Here is a 16,818-nt window from a genome sequence, read left to right on the forward strand (position 1 = left end):
CGCGACAAAATCCTTAACAAAAATGTCACAACAACACATATTACAAGTTAGTGAACTGACTAAAAAAGTACGTTTTATTCTCGAAAGTGAGCTTAATACGGTATGGTTAACTGGTGAAATATCGAATTTTGTCGCCGCTAGTTCTGGCCACTGGTATTTATCGTTAAAAGATGCACGCTCGCAAGTTCGCTGCGCCATGTTTAAAGGCAATAACCGACGAGTGCGGATAAAGCCGAAAAATGGCCAACAAGTCTTAGTAAAAGCAAAAGTATCGCTTTACGAGCCCAGAGGTGACTTTCAGCTGATCATTGAACAGATGGATGACGCTGGTGAAGGGCTATTAAGACAGCAATTTGAACAATTAAAAAATCAGCTCAATCGCGAAGGCCTGTTTGATTTAAGTTACAAAAAAATCATCCCAGAGCACATTGCTACGCTCGGTGTTGTCACCTCACCCACTGGCGCAGCGGTAAAAGATATTTTAACCGTGCTCAAGCGTCGCAATCCCAATATCAAAGTCATTATTTACCCGACCCAAGTACAAGGTAATACAGCCGCAACTGAAATTAGTAAAGCTATTGAAATAGCCAATAAACGCGCTGAATGTCAGGCACTCATTGTTGGTCGCGGCGGCGGTTCCTTAGAAGACCTATGGTGCTTTAATGAAGAGGCCGTTGTCCGCGCTATTTTTGCCAGTGAACTGCCTATTGTGAGCGCAGTTGGCCACGAAATCGATACCACCCTAGCCGACTATGTTGCCGACTTGCGAGCGCCAACGCCATCTGCGGCAGCAGAATTAGTCTCAAAAGATCAATCCAGTGTATTAAAAACACTCGCTGCGTTAACCGAACGTTTATTCACTCAACAAAATCAGCAATTGGTACGTCAACAGCAATTCATTACTCATCTTAGCCATCGATTGAGCCAAGTGCACCCTGAACAACAATTGCAAATGCAACAACAACGCAGTGATGACCTCAGCGCACGACTTTTGCGGGCACAGCAACTTTATGTCGCCAAGCGCGAAAACCTGCCAGCTGTTTTACATCAGCGCTTGCTCGCCAACTCGCCAGAGCACATTTTGAATGGTGAAAATGAACGGATAAACAATTTACACAGGCGCATGCAACAAGCTCAGCAACACCTTTATCAGCAAAGCGTCGATAAGTTTTCCCACCTCGCTCAACAGCTGCATACCGTTAGCCCACTAGCCACAATTGCGAGAGGCTACAGCGCAGTCAAAAATAGTGAGCAAAAAATCATTCGTTCAACCAAACAAGTCAAAAAAGGTGATGTGCTGACGGTACAAGTTAGCGATGGCGAGTTTAATGCCCAAGTGGTGGATTGATAGAAATATCAAATTTATTAAAGATAAGGCTTTGTTTATTTGACTGAAGTAATTACTATGGATTGGCTAAAACAATTAACGCTAAGGATACATAATGACAACAAATTTAGATTCAGCATTTGAAGCACCAAAAGCAGAACTCAATGACAACAACGGCGACAACCCAGTATTACAATTTCAACGTAAATCAAGTTGGCTAGTATTTTTCTTGTGTATTATCACGTTGGGAATATATTTCGTCTATTGGTTATACACTCGCACAGCAGTATTAAACCAAGCAAGCCCCGAGAAAAAAGTAAGTACAAACTTACTATACACTTACCTTGGCATATACATTATTTATACCATATTGAGCATAATCGTAGATGGAACCAACACTGCTCTGTCAATAGTATCAGGAGGAGTCGCTATTGCTTATCTAGTTGTATATGTCATGTTTGTTTTTTCTTGGCGCTCAGTACTGAGAGACGTAATTAACGCCAATTCAACTACTGAAAATTACGTGAATGTGAATGGTATTTTAACCTTTTTCTTCAGTTCACTATATTTCCAATACAAAATTAACCAAGCGATTGATAATACTAGCTCAACTGAAAACCAAAACGAGCAAGTAACTGCCGCATAGTCACTTTTGAAAGTTCAAAAAAGCGCTCTTGTAGCGCTTTTTTTATCACTGGAGAAAACGAATTAAAGCATACCTGAGTGTTTAACATTCAGATAAGTATTGATGAGATACGGCAATAACTGCTCTGGTTTGCAGTCGATGGTTAATACCCCTTGCTTAGCAATTCTTTTAAGGTTTTTCTGAAAGTGATTTTTTAGCTCAACGCTGCCTACGTATTGTTGCGCTGACGCTAAATTATTTATTGGTTGGTCAATAGCATCTGCTAAGCCTTGATGCTCTATATTCACTAATGCTACTAGGTGGTTTTGCTGTAACCGCTTTAACGCAGGTAATAACTCTTCAATGTCATAGTCACTTAGCGTGGTAACTAACAGCACTAGCGCCCGTTTACTGCGCTTTTTTAGCAGTAAGTTAACCGCTTTACTGTAATCGGTTGCGCTTTCATCTGGATATAGATCGTAGAAGTGATTCATAATCTGAGAGACATTTTGGGCACCTTTTACTGCTGGCAACCAACGCTCTGTTTGATTGAAACTCTGTACACTAAACCAATCGCCTTGTTTTAACACTGTGTGGCTAAGCATTAACAAAGCGCTCAAGGCTGCATCAAAATGGCTACCTACTGAGGTATCTATTTTCATTCGCTGACCGGCGTCAAGCATGACAATAACGTGTTGATTTTGTTCTTCTTGGTATTCTTTTGAAATCAGTTTTTGTCGTTTACTTGTTGCTTGCCAGTCAATCTGGCGAATGCTATCCCCTTGTCGAAATTCCCTTAACTGGTGAAATTCAATGCCTTCACCACGTTTTTTTAATAGCTTTAAGCCGTTGATCGCCAAATTACTGGTTCCCTTTAAACTATCGCCTTTGGCTAAGCGATTGAAGCTTGGATACACTTTGATATCTGAAGGGTTGTCTAAACGCCAATAAACTTGCCAACACAACCACGTTGACACCACCGCTAATTCAGTGCCGTATACTTGATATGCTCCTCGCTTTTGAGCTTTGAGCTTATAATTGATTTTGAGTTGCTGCTTGCTATCGATGGTGAACTGCTGATTAAGTCCTTGAGCATCAAACTCATTGGGTAGGCATTCACCAATTTGAAATTGGAGCTTATCTCTGCCCTGATTAATGAAAACTAATTCGACCTGATGCCAGTGATTAAAACTAAACACATTGGGTAACACACGTTCGGCCGATATTTTAGGTGGCCTAACAGCTGATCGAGCGTCAAAACCAACTAAACAAAGTAGCCCTATAACAAACACTGAGACAAGAGTATCGGCCTGTTGATTAGCACCAAAAATAAATTTAATTGCTAAGACAACAGATGCCAATAGGGCCATCACGATAATGAGTTCGCGCGTTGGCTTGATTCCTGTTCGCTTCATATTCTTGGCGCTTCGATACTGTTGAGTAAGTCCGCAATAACTTGCTCTTGGTCAACACCTTCAAGTTCAAGCTCCGCTGACAAGACCAAGCGATGGCGTAGAATATTGGGTGCGACTAACTTAATATCATCTGGAATCACATAGTCTCGACCGTGCATTAAGGCATTGACCTTCGCCGCCTTAAGTAAATTAATGCTACCCCTAATACCTGCACCATGTAAGATCCCGTGCCACTGTCGACTCGCGGTAACAATATCTACTGCATATTTGTAAAGTAATTCGTCTACTTCTACTTTATTGGCTAACGCCTTAATCGCCTCAATGGTACTGGCATCAATCACTTGCTCAAGCTCTGCAACGTTTTGTTCGTTAGTTTGACCACCTGTATTTAATTTCAACAACTGAACTTCATCGTTGAATGCAGGAAAGCCAAATTCAATTTTCATCATAAATCGATCGAGCTCAGCTTCTGGCAACGGGTATGTACCCTCTTGATCAAGTGGATTCTGCGTTGCGAGCACAATGAATGGTGACTCTATTGCTACCGAATTACCATCAATGGTTATTTGCTGCTCTTGCATAACCTCTAATAATGCAGACTGCGTTTTTGCCGGTGCCCGGTTAATTTCATCTGCGAGTAATATATTGGTAAAAGCTGGACCTTTTTTAGTGGTAAATTGTCCGGTTTTCATGTCATACAAGTTATGACCAATCACATCTGAAGGCATTAAATCAGGTGTAAACTGAACACGAGCAAAGTCGATATTAATGCTCTGCGCCAATGCTCTCACCAGTAAGGTTTTACCTAGTCCGGGGACACCTTCTAGTAAAATATGTCCGCCTGCAAATAGCGCAGTTAAGACATTCTCAATCACGAGATCCTGACCAATCAACACCTGACTAATATTCTGTTTTAGTTTGTTAACCGCAGCAAAAGCCTGCTCAGTATCAAGTGTTGTCACGTTGTCGTTCATAAAGACTTCCTTAATGCCTTAAATAATTGAATATATTTAACTCTTTGCTCTTCATCCTCAGGCATTGGCTGAGTATACAACTGCATAATTGAGTTCTGTTCTTTGCCAGAAAACTGGCTAATGAGGGCTACTTTTTGTTCTAGCGTTAGCTGCATAAACCTTGGGTTGCGCTTTGCCATACACTGTTCAATATCATTGACTAATGTTTGTTTAGCATAGTCGTGATGCTGATGGGCAAAAAAGAAATTACCCAACGCGTTAACGTGCTGGAGAAACGGCGCTTTTTGCTCTACAAAAGGTATTTTGGCGTGACCTAACCGAACGGCGACGTACCACATGCCTAACACCAATGTGCTAACGAGTAAAATCACAAGTTGCCAAGACCAATGCCAAAATTGAGACAACCAATTCGGTGACTCTAGGCTAGGCAGGTAATAAATCGCGTTATTGGCACCAATAAGCCATAACAAAAAAGCACCGTGGTCTAAATGACGTAAGCCATAGTTACTGATCAATTCAATACTAGGCAAAAACGTAATAAAGCCATCACCATAGCTTAGCTCACACAGTAAAATGAGATCTGTTGACTCTTTTGTTTCAACTTGCTCATCTGACCGAGTTACTTGCTCGTAGTAGCTAGTGCCACTGCAACTGCTAAAAACACTGTGATACGAGAAATAGAGCTCTAGTTCGTTTTGTTCACTTTTTAGTATTAAGTTTGTCGATGGCTCGTCATTGAGCCACGTTGAAAAACCAAAGTAATCTTGATCCGATACTTCAACCTGAGTCGCTTGTAAAATCGCGTTGTCATCTAAATTCAACTGCTGCCGATTCTTCGCCAACACATAAATCAAATGGCCGCCAGACTCTACCCATGGCAAGAGCTTTTCTGCCAGTTGTTGATGTTCCAATAATGTAGCTTCACTGATCATAATTGAACCGTTTCTAACATCTTCAATTACCAGTTCTTTTTGTTCTTGACTAGACAAGCGCTCGATTGTTTTGTCGTATTTTTTGAGCAGCTCGATACTAGCCAAAAGAGGCTCCCTACTTGCCTTTTGCGTTAAACCAACTTCTTGCTCAACTTTTTGCCACTTAACACCAAAAGCGACATAAGCGAATAACAGCAATCCCGCACAGGCTAGGAGAATGAAAAAAAAGCGTTGTTTATCCATGCTGCACTTGCTCCGTCGTAATGCGAAACTCGCTAATCAACTCTGCGATATCTTGCTCTTTGACACTTTTATGTCCCCATGCATGTTTCAACCACAAAGCAAATAATTGCTGAAAATGTCGATTGAGCTCAGGCTCAACAACCTTAGCTAACGCGCGTTGACATTCATACTCAGTCATTGCCGAGGATAAAGTTCTCGGCGCTAACTGCTCTACATATAAAAGCGCATGCCTTAAGAGGCATGCCAACGCCAATCGGTACTTTGCGGCACCAAGCGCTTGTTCGGCGGCAAGAAGTAAATCATCCGGCCATGCTTGCTCAGTAATATCAGCCAAAAAGCTCGGTAATATTTGTTCTGTCTCTTTATCGTCTCGATATTTGACAGGCTTTGCCCGCTCAAAACCGCCAGAATACGCTTGATAATAAAGCCATAACCGCCACACTAACCACACAACAACAGCAAGTAATAATCCCCAAAAAAGGTAACCAATAAAGGGGCTAACCGCACCAAGTACTGAGAAAAAATCCAAAATGCCTTTTAACCAATTAGTATCTTGTTTTTTATCACTAGGTTTAGGTAGCCAAGTAACTTGAGTGTCAATTAATTCATGATCCCGGTATATATCATCAACCTGTTTTTTTACTTGAGTAAGGTACTCATTTTTTTCAAGCTTTTGTTGCTCTACTGTTTTAGTTGTCGACGCTTGAGCACTACTTTCGAGTGCATAGGCCTTATCTGGAATAGCGCCAAAGCACAGTAATATGCACGCGCCTGATACAGCAAGGCGTTGTACCATTCGTTTAAAGCTCAACTCTATATCCCAACCTTCAAGTGCAATTCTGCAATTTAAATACATCAAAAAACCGCCGGTAGTAAAAAATGGCGCAACTAAACTAATAACGATGAGGTAAATGAAAAAGTAAAGACTATCAAAGGTACCGTCGTTGAGACCTTGCCACAAAAACTGAGTATCAACTTCAACCCCTTTGGGCAACATCACAATGATAATACTTGCTATCGCGATGGTTAACAGTAGCTCAAAGTGAACGCAAAGCAGTAACCACCAAGTTTGTTTGTGTTGGAAGCGGCCTAACAACAAATTTTTACGCTGACTACTTGCCTTTGCTTTAAGTTTTTCCAGTTGTTCAACTGGCGCCAAAAACGCGCGATTAGGACTGAGGCGATACAAAGTCAACATCTTTACAACGTCGATAATCCTCAGTGACTTCAGCGATGCTAGCGCCTCAGTAGTAGAACAATTCAGCGAAAAGCTTTTTTTTGCTAAAAAGTCTAACAAGGGTCTTTCATATAAAGGCTTAAGCCACCAAACCAGCAGTGAAGAATAGCTTATCGGGAGCGCAAAATAAGCCAGTAGAGCAAACGGTAACATGACACCAAGGTATATTTTTACCATAGGCACAAAATATTTGAGGGTAACTAGCTGCGACAAGTCAAAAACCTGCCAAGGGCTTCGTTTCTCAGCAACAAAAGCTAGCTGATTAAGCTCCATATCGAGTCCCCTGATACAACTTATAAATCACCCACGCCCAGCACAGGCTGCCAGAAACATACTTTATCTGAGCGGGTATCGCCAGTGGTGACCAAAAGGCTTCTATCACCGCAGCAATCACCAGCATGACAAAAGCTCCGACAATTAAAGGTAACACTTTTTTACTGGCTTTTTTTACTGCATAAGCACGCGCGTATTGCCCGGGATTCAACAGCGTAAAACCTATCTTGCAACCTGCTGCACCAGCAATAATGATTGCCGTTAGCTCAAATGAGCCATGGGTAATAACAAAAGAGAAAAACGGTTCAGAAAAGCCAATATTAACAATATGAGCGGAGATCGCGCCAAAATAAAAGCTATTAAACAACAAGGGGATTAACGCCCCAACACCAAAAAGAGCACCGGCACCAAACATTTGAAACGCGATACCTATGTTATTGTATATGTAAACCCCAAACATCAAGACATCTGAATCAACCATACGTTTGTCAGTTTGCACACTGCCGCTGGGATCATACATGTACTCAATGTCTTTCACGTTACTTGGATCTAAAAAGTAGTAAATAGCGTCCGGGTCAAATAACACGACAATATAGGCAACAAGACCCAAGCCCCAAAATGCCAGCATTGCTGCCCATATGTAATAACGACATATAAACAATGCTTTGGGAAAATCCTGTCGAAAACTTTGCCAAATAGTGCGGATACTGACCGTTTCGCCTTGATAAAGTTTCTCCTGACCTACACGTACAAGCTCATTTAACTTGTTAATCAACGCAGGTGAGTACTGACGTGTGCGCGCCAAAGCCAAGTCTGCGCATTGTTGACGGTACAGTTTAGGAAAGTTTGTATCTAATAACTCAGCCTGTTGACACAATTGCTCAAAGGTCTGCCATCGTTCTCTGTTTTTCTGAACGTAAAGAGATTGCTTCATATTTCTTGACCTACATAGTGTTGAGCGATTTTTTTAAGCCTCTCATTTGCTGCCTCACCCTCAATAGCTAGTGGCTCAACAAGTAAATTAGCCAACTCGTTTTGTCTTGCTGTTGACAGCTCTTCACTGCGCTCGGCAAAAGCAATAATGGCCTGTTGCTCTTCTGTCGACAACTCTACTGGCGGTGGTAACGCAACGTCAGTATTAAGCAATTTAACCATGGTGCTCGGCTGCTGGTATATAACAATAGTACCAGCACCCCAATCACCAATGCGTTTGAACTGTTTACCAAAAACCATAGTAAGAACACCTAAAATATAGGCAACAGGAAAAGCATCAGCAGACCGTAGCAAGTTCCGCAAAACCGCATGACTGAGTTGAATAGGTAAGCCATTGTCTTGAACAACCTTCAAGTTGTAGCGCTTTTTACCCGGTGTTTGACCGTACTTGAGCTCAAAAAAGATGTAGTAGCCCCAAGTTACGACAAAGTAGATAACGAGAAAGATACCCTCGCCCGCTTTTCCTAAAAAGCTGAGTAAGATACCACTGACAATCAGAACAACGGCCCTAATTAAAAAGTCGATAAGATAAGCACTCGTTCTAACAGCTATTCCTGCGGGGACAATATTAATGCTGACCCCTTCGGGTAAAATACGAGCGAGTTTGTTGTCTATTCCTTGCTGATACATAAGCGCAATGATTTCCAATATTGGCCTACAATAATGCTGGAAAAAGCTCAGCTATTCAATTATTAAAGTCTTTTATCGCAACTTAAACTGTTGGCTTACCTCCAATTGTAACTGCGCCCAAAAGAGTAATTAGCTATTAATATCAAAGAGAAAAACTCTTCTCGTTTTGCGATCAGATGTTCGGTCGTATTGGTAGCTACCTGATCTAAAGACATGATCATACCGTATCTTTAAGAAACTAAAGAGAACTTACAAACGAAAGCAAAATGAAGATCTATTACAAAAACTTAGCATCAACAAAAATTGAAAAATTGATCATCAACTCACTTGAGCAGGCCCTTTATCAAGCGCTTGTTGTTATCGACGGTCAAGAGCATGTGGTATGGCAATCAGAGCAAAAAACCTTGATCACCCGCAATCTGACCAAAATGCGTGAATACTTCGAAAAGATGAACATTAATGAAATTGTTCTCAGACACGAAAGTCCTTATGACGAAATGGTTGGTCAGCCGATCAAAAATAACAGTAACAGGCTAGAAGTACCTCTTGCTAAAAACCCTTATTCAGTATTAAAGAACCTGCACTAGGAAAATACTGATAAAAGCGCACCTCATCAAAGTACGCTCATGAAGATAAAATTAATTATCCGAAGCTTTTCTAACAAATAGCTTTTTAGCTAGTGCTGCAATACCGATAACAATAAAGACGCCAAACTTTTTAAGAAATATTAAGGCCGCAGCAAAAAATCCGCTTTTAGCCAGAACTTTTCCAGCGACTAACGCCCCCAACCCGTACGCTGCGACTTTATCAACATCAGGATCGAAGTCTGAATACCTAGAGCCTTCATCAAATTCAGCCAATGCAAGCACGCTCTCGAGGTTAGAGTCTATCAATGGTTTCTGTTCCATGTTGGCTATAAAGTTGAGTACAAGCACGCCTCGTCTTCCTAACACTCTTATATTGTAGTTGAGAGTATTTTGCTCATACCCTTCAAAGCGTACTTCCTTAGCCCAGTGTAATTTGTGACTATCTTTGTCGTAATAAGGCTGCTCAGCCCAACCAACTAACTCAATTGCAGGGTAGCCCTGCTTAACTCTCTCTTCACTTGAACGCTGGGTATCTAGCTTCATTTGAGTGAGTAATTCACTGTAATTGATATCATCAGCATCTTTGTCAGAAATATAACCATCTTGCTCATACTCAATAGTCACACCCCATGATTCAGCGTCAAAAGGTGTCATGCCTGACGGAAATAGCATACCAAGGGTATTTTGCCCGGGAGGATTTCCCCAAATTTCAACCAGCACTTTATCGGTGTCCTCAGGCGATAAATAATAAAAATTATCTGGCACATTTAAGGTCGCTACTGCACCAGGTAGCTTCACTTCGCCTGTCGTAGGCTGTAAAGATTGCCACAATTCAGTTGCCCACTGTTGATATTTTTCTTGTTCAGTAAGAGATTGCTGTGACACTGAAGCATCTTGAGTTTCTTGATTTTGGTTGGCGATAGATTGGACGCTTATTGGTAATACTAAAGCAATGAGCAGAGCATAATGCTTCATACGAATTCCTTTTAGGTTTATGTTGGCAGAAGCCTAACACAATTATCAATAACATAAATGAAAAAATACAGTGGAGTTAAAGCATCCTATTTTTAGAAGACTGACAAACAGCACAAATCCAGCTTATTGAAAACTATCTATTTTATTTTTTTAATTAGTTAAAGATTAATTAACTAAAAGTTACACTGCTCAGGATTGTTTAAGCGAGCAGTTGTTGGCATTGAGACAAATTCGGTCGTCGCTTGAGATGTTTATTTTCGCAGTAGTTAGAAAGTGCGTCACAGTCGCCCACAGCACCATGAAAACAACGACTAAAATCTAGAGTTAGCTTGAGCCAGTTTTTTTTGCTTATCTGTAATCGTGCTAACAAGGACGGCAGCTTTTCTCGAATATACCCTGTTTTATCTTCACGTATACACCGCCCCGTAAGTTCAACCAATTCAATATAGTCCGTGAGTACAAAAGGCAAACCCTGAGGCATCTGCTGTCTCGGATTACCGACAAATGCTTGTAACGTTTTAGGCTGCTTTCCTTTGAGTGCAAAGGTGATTCGTCGTTGAATACTGGTGTACTTTGAGCTTTCTGGTGATGTCGCAATCCCCGCTCTAATCGGGTTTAAGTCAACATAGGCCATACATGCCGCTAACGCTTTTTCATCTAGCAAGGCTTGTGACTTAAAACGTCCTTCCCAAAAACGTCCTGTGCAGTCATCTTCTTGATTAGCTTTTCGCGCTATATGCTCATTTAATATGCGCATAAACCAACTGATATCCATTAAGCGCTGACGATATTGCGCAGCGGTTTGTTCAACCATCTCCATTAATGGCTTACTTAATAAATCGCCACGTAAATATTGTTGGGTTAACAAGGTGCCTTTAAACAATTCATGCCAACGGCTTAACACCTCGTCTAATGGCCAGCTATCTGCATTCTGTTGATTCACAAATAACACAATATGGACATGATTACTCATCACGGCATAAGCACAAATATCAATGGCAAATACTTTTGCCAATGCCAATAATTCATCTTCAACCCAGCCACGGCGATGCTCATAGTTTTTCCCTGTAACTGGATCTTCACCACATAAAAATGCGCGACGTACACAACGGGAAATACAGTGATAGTATGGCGTATCAACCAAACTAACTTGACGATTTCTTGCAACAGCCATAACAACCACCTCTCAGCGATGATGATTATTCAACCATAGTAAAGAGTAATTAATTAATCAAATATCGATGGGTGTCTTTGTTAACTTCCACTACTGTATGTAGACATAAAAAGACCCCCAGTAATTGGAATGTCCAACTATTGGGGGTCACTTCAAAGACGAGGCTTTGGATTGAAATCAATACTACCTATTTCGTTTTTTGTTTTTTACATATAAAAACAAATCTATCGGTACAAAAATTATTGTTATAACAAAACAAGACTGTATGGTTACCCAAAGCATTTCAAAGAAGCTCAAATTCCAATTGTAAATTGAAAAAACTGCGTCTAGTAACCATAGACTCGAAAAACATACCAGAACTAATAAAACAAAGATTTTTGTAAAAACGAATATTTCTAAGCTTTTAAAGTTCATTACTATTTATCCTTATTTTCTAGAGCAGCGTTTTTCGCATCAGCAGCATTGCCTAAAACATCTGCACCAGCTTCCGCAACAGTTCTCCCTAACCCGTTCACTGTACCAGAGTTACCAAATGCCCCAGAAGCAGCTTTTACTCCTTTTGTTATTAATTCACCCGCCACTGCACCAGCTGCTCCAAATATAGCGCCGTCCTTAACACTTTTTTCTAATTGCTCACCAGTAAATGTACCGTCTGTGTCACCTTGCAATCCGTCTACAGCAGCATTTGTAAGTGTCGAACCCAATCCTAATGCGGCCCCAGCAACCGAATTACCAGCAACATTTGCGGCAACGGCACTCGCACCAGCTAACCCTGCTTGAGCGACACTTCCAGCTATAGATTCAGCTAAACCAACTCCCGTCGCACCAACAACAGCGGCTACAGCTACTTGACTATAATCAATATTATCAAACCCTTTACTGTAGCCCTGAGCAAGTGCATTGATTCCACCAGCGACAGCAGCTCCAACAGCATGCCACAAAAACTCACCATCAGGATCAGTGTATTTGTATGGATTGTTGTTGACATACAGGTAACGGTTGAACGACATAACTGGGTTTTTCGGTGTCCAACCAATCGGATCATTCGAATAAAAACGACCTATGACTGGATCATAGTATCGTGCCTGCATATACACTAAGCCAGTATCGCTGTCTTTGATATGACCAGTGTAACCGGCTTGGTCGTTGTTTGCCGATGAATTGTCAAGCGTGATACCAAATGGAGTATAACGTTCTCGCCACGCAATTGAGCCAGAGCTGTTGGTACCCGATACAGGACTGCCAACATTATCATGATGGACATAGGTCGGTGCATTATTGATGACGCGTGCAATTGTCATCTTACCAGCACTCACATAATCCGTGCGTTTGCCTGAGCTAACATTGTCAATATGAACTAACTGACCGGCAAGGTTATAAACGTTATAGATAGTCTTACCGGCAACTTGCGCTCTAACGCGCTTCAAATTGCCATCGTAACGATAACTACCTGATTCATCTCCATGCATAGAAACAGGTTGGTCAGCATAATCGTAGGTAAAATTTAAGTTACCCGCGGTAATAGTATTACCTCGGCTATCATAACTAAAACTTCTATCCCCGGTATTTCCGCCTAAGCCACCTGTGTCATTGGCACGAATGAGTCTATTATCGCTACTATAACTTAAAGAAACTCGTCTACTGCCAATGTTTTTAGTCAGTATATTCCCAAGACTATCATAGCTAAATTGTCCACTGCCCCATGGGCCGCTGGCACTTGTTAAACGCTCTAGCGCATCATACCCCATAGTGCGATTATTACCGCTAACAGCACCATCAGTTACTGAAGTAATTAACTGGCGTTTATCATAGCGATAAGTTAAATCAAGCGCCTTAATACCGCCTTTAGTGGTGAGTAGCCGTTCTGGTAATTGCCTTGCATTTAATGACTGCTGAAATGTGTGACCATTACCATATAACAACTGGCTAATCTGCCCATTGGCATGGTATTGAATATTGTTCGCATAGTAATTCCCCCCCCAGTTAGCTTGACGAGGTCGACCAAGGCCATCAGGGTTATACGTTATTGTTTTACCTGTTGGGTAGGTCATAGAAGCCATTTGACCGGCACTATTATATCCATATCCTAACGAGTATTGGCGACCATCAATCGCTAGTGTCTCTGATGTAGGTAAATTGATTGAATTGTAACTGTAGGTCCAATCTACACCGCCACGATTGACTGTTTTCACATTGCCATTTGGATCATACGTCTTGGTGATATCAGGGGTTGCGCTATGGGCAAAATCGCGCTTGGTAATACGCCCTACGTCATCGCGAATTAGCGTTACTTTGCCGTTACCACTAGGCGTTAAACAATTTGTACCTTGGTTAGCGCCTTTTTGATAAGCTGTTAGCCAGCCCGAAGCATCGTATTGATAAAGTGTATCTCCTACATCAGCTTGACTAATTCGACACAATCGGCGTTGGCCATTGTAGTAATAATAACGTGTAAAACTTACACCAGAAGTTGAATCACTAGACGAGTTGCTAGGACTTACACTGGCAAAGGTTTCAAAGCCGGGAAGGTCAATGCCAGGCGGCTTGATAATTTTATCCCCTGGATTTTTAGGAATCAAGCCACCGCCAGAAGAGCCACCACCAGAAGAGCCACCACCAGAAGAGCCACCGCCAGAAGAGCCACCGCCAGAAGAGCCACCGCCAGAACCACCGGTATTTGAAACAAACCCGCCTTGGTTTCCTGATTGGTTAATCGAAATGATTTCACCCCAAACATTTTTGTTGATAAGGGTTTTTAGGCCTAGTGGCGAGTGAATAGCCTTTACATCTTGATAGGCTGCACCATCATAGCCATAGTGATAATAGTGTGTTTGATGGCCTAACGCATCCGTTTCAGTGCGGCGATGCTGACTGTGATAACTGGTCAACTTTTGGGCATATGGGTAAACCGTTTCACGACTTTTCTTCAAGCGACTTAAGCTGTCGTATTCTTTAGCAATACCAGATTGTGACGATGCATTGGTGGATGGAAACGACATAAACGTTTCACGCCCAGCACTATCGTAGTCGGAGTTAACATACGTTGTTTTGTTGGTTAACAAGTCTTTTGTCGCAACCAATACCGGTCGAAACATAGCGTCATAAGTAATCGTTGTTTGTGCATTGGCTTTTGTGATGGTGTGCGTTGGTGTGCCACCAAAGTTGTAGCTATGCGTAACACTTGCCCAGCTGTCAGGTAAATCCACCGTGCGCAGGCGCCCCATGCTATCTCGGTGATAGTCTACTTTATTGCCATTAGCATCGATAATGCTGCTAATACGTCCAAAGTCATCAACGTATTGGTAAACACTCGTGCCATTAGCACGTGTGACTTTTTGAGGGACTCCTCGTTTATAGTTGGAGGCATAAAATGCTCTATTATTGGCATCTTTTGCCCAATGGAAGCTACCATCACTATGATAACCGTAAGTCGCAAATAGTGCGCCATTGCGCTTTTCAGATGTCTTACGCCCTAAACTATCATAAACATTTTCTTGAACAGTTCTGCTGTTAACCGTCAGTTTTCTAGGTAGTGACAACACCCACTTTGACTTATTGTGCTCATACACAGTCACGGTTTTTCTTGCTGTCGTCGACACGTTGGATTTAATTGATGTCATTATCGGACTTGCATACGAATATGCAGACGATATATGGCTAGTATTAAAGCCATACTCCTGAGTATAAGTATCACCGTCTTGTTTGGTCACAACTTTTGTTGTATGAATCGGCGTTGCTTCTGCGTTATTTCCTATTCTACTAATATCGCCAACACGCTCTTCTTTAAGGTAGGTATATTCCTCAAGCTTTACTACAGCGCTAGACGCTGAGGCACGTGTTTCTTTACGTAATAACTTACCTCCTAGTGGCTCTCCAACCCAACTGTGGTAATAAGTGAAATGGGCATCAGGTGCACTAACCTTGGTCCAATTGGTTCTATCAGCACCAGACGTTCTAGACGGCCCTTGATCGCTTTCATATTGATAAGTCCAAGTAGCAGTCTTCATGGCAGGGCCAGAAACGCGTTTCTCTATTACGGCCATCGTTGACGTTGTAACGTCATTGTCGAACGGCGGTAAACCTGAGCCGGGTTCGGGTTCAGCATTTGTACAATACTCAGTTCGCCTAGTCCGTTGCTCGAATACGTGCCGATGCTCTGTATCTTTTAAAACAAATGTACCAGTAGCGCCATAGGGATGAGTAAGCGATACTGTTCGTCTTGCTTTGGGGCAGTAGCTTCTTCCAGACGGAGCAGATGTACCTGTCATTAAACTAAGATCAAACAACCATTTATAGCCATCTGGCTGCTCGACAGCAGATAATACACTGCCTCTTAATGGTTGAAAGTACTCGGGCATCCAGTCAGTTGGTCTGAAACTGTTGTTTTGATATGAATAACGCCAAGTCTTTTGCGCAGTGCTCGCCGACCGTATTAATTTAGAAGTTCCCGAATAGTTGATGCTTATATTTCGACCATCATTTGCCGATATACTTGTTAAACGATTCAGACCATCGTAGTGATATTTTACCCAATTGCCATTGACATCACTGACTTGAGTTGCCGCTAAGATATAGTATTTTCGATTACGTGGACTAGCGCCCATCAACCCCATTTTGGGGGCATCTAAACTATAAGCTTTGTCAAAACGATAAACGTGCCCATTGGGCGCATGACCGATAAAGCCCTCTCCGCCATCCGACGCAGACGAACACGTAAAGTACCAATTACTCAGGGTAATTTTTTTAGCGGCCGTTGGCCAAATAGAAATACTTCTTTTATCCAGTACACGCTGACTGCCATACCCTGGTGCTTCTAGTTGGATACCATTCGTATAATCATTAGGAGTAAGAATAACTGCTGCTCTATCAAGGCCATTTCCTTCATTTACAATCCCAAGTAAACTATCGGTAGATTGGCTACATCGAGCCCCCTTCCAAGGCTTTTTGTCAAGAGACAGTACCGACAATCTCGGAACAGAAAGTGTCCAATCGCCAAACTCTGCGTCAACACCGTCTCTATAACTAAATCCTGTTGTTCGCTTGCGAGATAAGGCCACTGCCAAGCTAGAGTTGCCTGGTAAATTGATATCGGTGTGATTGAAAACTAATGACCCCGTATGAGGGTCAATTGCATCCCCCAAAAAATCATCGCCAAACACTTCCAAACGTTGTTCCGCGTTTTGTTTCCGTTCCCAATCAACTATAGGTTCTATTTCTTCATTTGCTAACGTACTAATGGAATATGTTGCTAGAAATGAAGCAAGCAAATAAGATTTTGCTTTACTTAACATTTTTATATTCATTTTTTATCCTTTAACTTTCCTTGAATACATTTTTGTTACATTTCAATAACAAGAATATCAGGATAAAACAAACCCTTTATAACCAAAACAAATAACTAAGACGACAAAGAGATAAAGGTACAATTAAAAA

Annotated in this window: 12 protein-coding genes; 3 read left to right on the plus strand and 9 right to left on the minus strand. The window is 41.7% G+C overall.

Annotated features, from left to right (window positions below):
* Nucleotides 1-22: 22 nt before the first annotated feature.
* Nucleotides 23-1,348, plus strand: a complete 1,326-nt coding sequence (xseA, locus tag J7384_RS03670; protein WP_209111519.1) for an exodeoxyribonuclease VII large subunit — start codon at nt 23-25, stop codon at nt 1,346-1,348.
* A gap of 94 nt (nt 1,349-1,442) precedes the next feature.
* Nucleotides 1,443-1,973, plus strand: a complete 531-nt coding sequence (locus J7384_RS03675) for a DUF4234 domain-containing protein (protein ID WP_209111520.1) — start codon at nt 1,443-1,445, stop codon at nt 1,971-1,973.
* Nucleotides 1,974-2,035: 62 nt separating this feature from the next.
* On the opposite strand, the gene J7384_RS03680 is transcribed toward J7384_RS03675, so the two are convergent.
* From J7384_RS03680 to J7384_RS03705, 6 genes are read right to left on the minus strand one after another with little or no spacing between them, the layout of a single operon-like run.
* Nucleotides 2,036-3,367, minus strand: coding sequence for a DUF58 domain-containing protein (locus tag J7384_RS03680; protein ID WP_209111521.1), 1,332 nt, complete (start codon nt 3,365-3,367; stop codon nt 2,036-2,038).
* Entirely contained in the window at nt 3,364-4,341 is a 978-nt protein-coding gene (locus J7384_RS03685; protein ID WP_209111522.1) for a MoxR family ATPase, read from the minus strand. The genes J7384_RS03680 and J7384_RS03685 overlap by 4 nt, the downstream gene beginning before the upstream one ends.
* The gene (locus J7384_RS03690) at nt 4,338-5,516 is read right to left on the minus strand and encodes a DUF4350 domain-containing protein (RefSeq protein ID WP_209111523.1); all 1,179 of its coding nucleotides are present in this window, start codon (nt 5,514-5,516) and stop codon (nt 4,338-4,340) included. Before J7384_RS03690 ends, J7384_RS03685 begins: the two co-directional genes overlap by 4 nt.
* Nucleotides 5,509-7,026: a hypothetical protein gene (locus J7384_RS03695; RefSeq protein ID WP_209111524.1), complete on the minus strand. Its 1,518-nt coding sequence runs from the start codon at nt 7,024-7,026 to the stop codon at nt 5,509-5,511. Before J7384_RS03695 ends, J7384_RS03690 begins: the two co-directional genes overlap by 8 nt.
* Nucleotides 7,016-7,960 carry a stage II sporulation protein M gene (locus J7384_RS03700; protein ID WP_209111525.1) on the minus strand — a complete coding sequence of 315 codons (945 nt, stop codon included), beginning with the start codon at nt 7,958-7,960 and terminating at the stop codon, nt 7,016-7,018. Before J7384_RS03700 ends, J7384_RS03695 begins: the two co-directional genes overlap by 11 nt.
* Nucleotides 7,957-8,667, minus strand: coding sequence for an RDD family protein (locus J7384_RS03705; protein ID WP_209111526.1), 711 nt, complete (start codon nt 8,665-8,667; stop codon nt 7,957-7,959). The genes J7384_RS03700 and J7384_RS03705 overlap by 4 nt, the downstream gene beginning before the upstream one ends.
* 248 nt (nt 8,668-8,915) lie before the next feature.
* Between J7384_RS03705 and J7384_RS03710 the strand changes: the two genes are divergently transcribed.
* Nucleotides 8,916-9,236: a DUF6482 family protein gene (locus J7384_RS03710; RefSeq protein WP_209111527.1), complete on the plus strand. Its 321-nt coding sequence runs from the start codon at nt 8,916-8,918 to the stop codon at nt 9,234-9,236.
* A gap of 51 nt (nt 9,237-9,287) precedes the next feature.
* On the opposite strand, the gene J7384_RS03715 is transcribed toward J7384_RS03710, so the two are convergent.
* From J7384_RS03715 to J7384_RS03725, 3 genes are all read right to left on the minus strand, one after another.
* Nucleotides 9,288-10,211, minus strand: coding sequence for a DUF2167 domain-containing protein (locus J7384_RS03715; RefSeq protein WP_209111528.1), 924 nt, complete (start codon nt 10,209-10,211; stop codon nt 9,288-9,290).
* A 199-nt stretch (nt 10,212-10,410) separates the two neighbouring features.
* Complete coding sequence (locus tag J7384_RS03720) at nt 10,411-11,385, minus strand: transposase (protein ID WP_209111529.1); 975 nt, start codon at nt 11,383-11,385, stop codon at nt 10,411-10,413.
* A gap of 416 nt (nt 11,386-11,801) precedes the next feature.
* Complete coding sequence (locus J7384_RS03725) at nt 11,802-16,688, minus strand: RHS repeat-associated core domain-containing protein (protein WP_209111530.1); 4,887 nt, start codon at nt 16,686-16,688, stop codon at nt 11,802-11,804.
* Between the last annotated feature and the right edge of the window lie 130 nt (nt 16,689-16,818).

The organism is Endozoicomonas sp. G2_1, assembly GCF_017744155.1.
In the GTDB taxonomy this organism is placed as follows: Bacteria; Pseudomonadota; Gammaproteobacteria; order Enterobacterales; family Alteromonadaceae; genus JAGHQT01.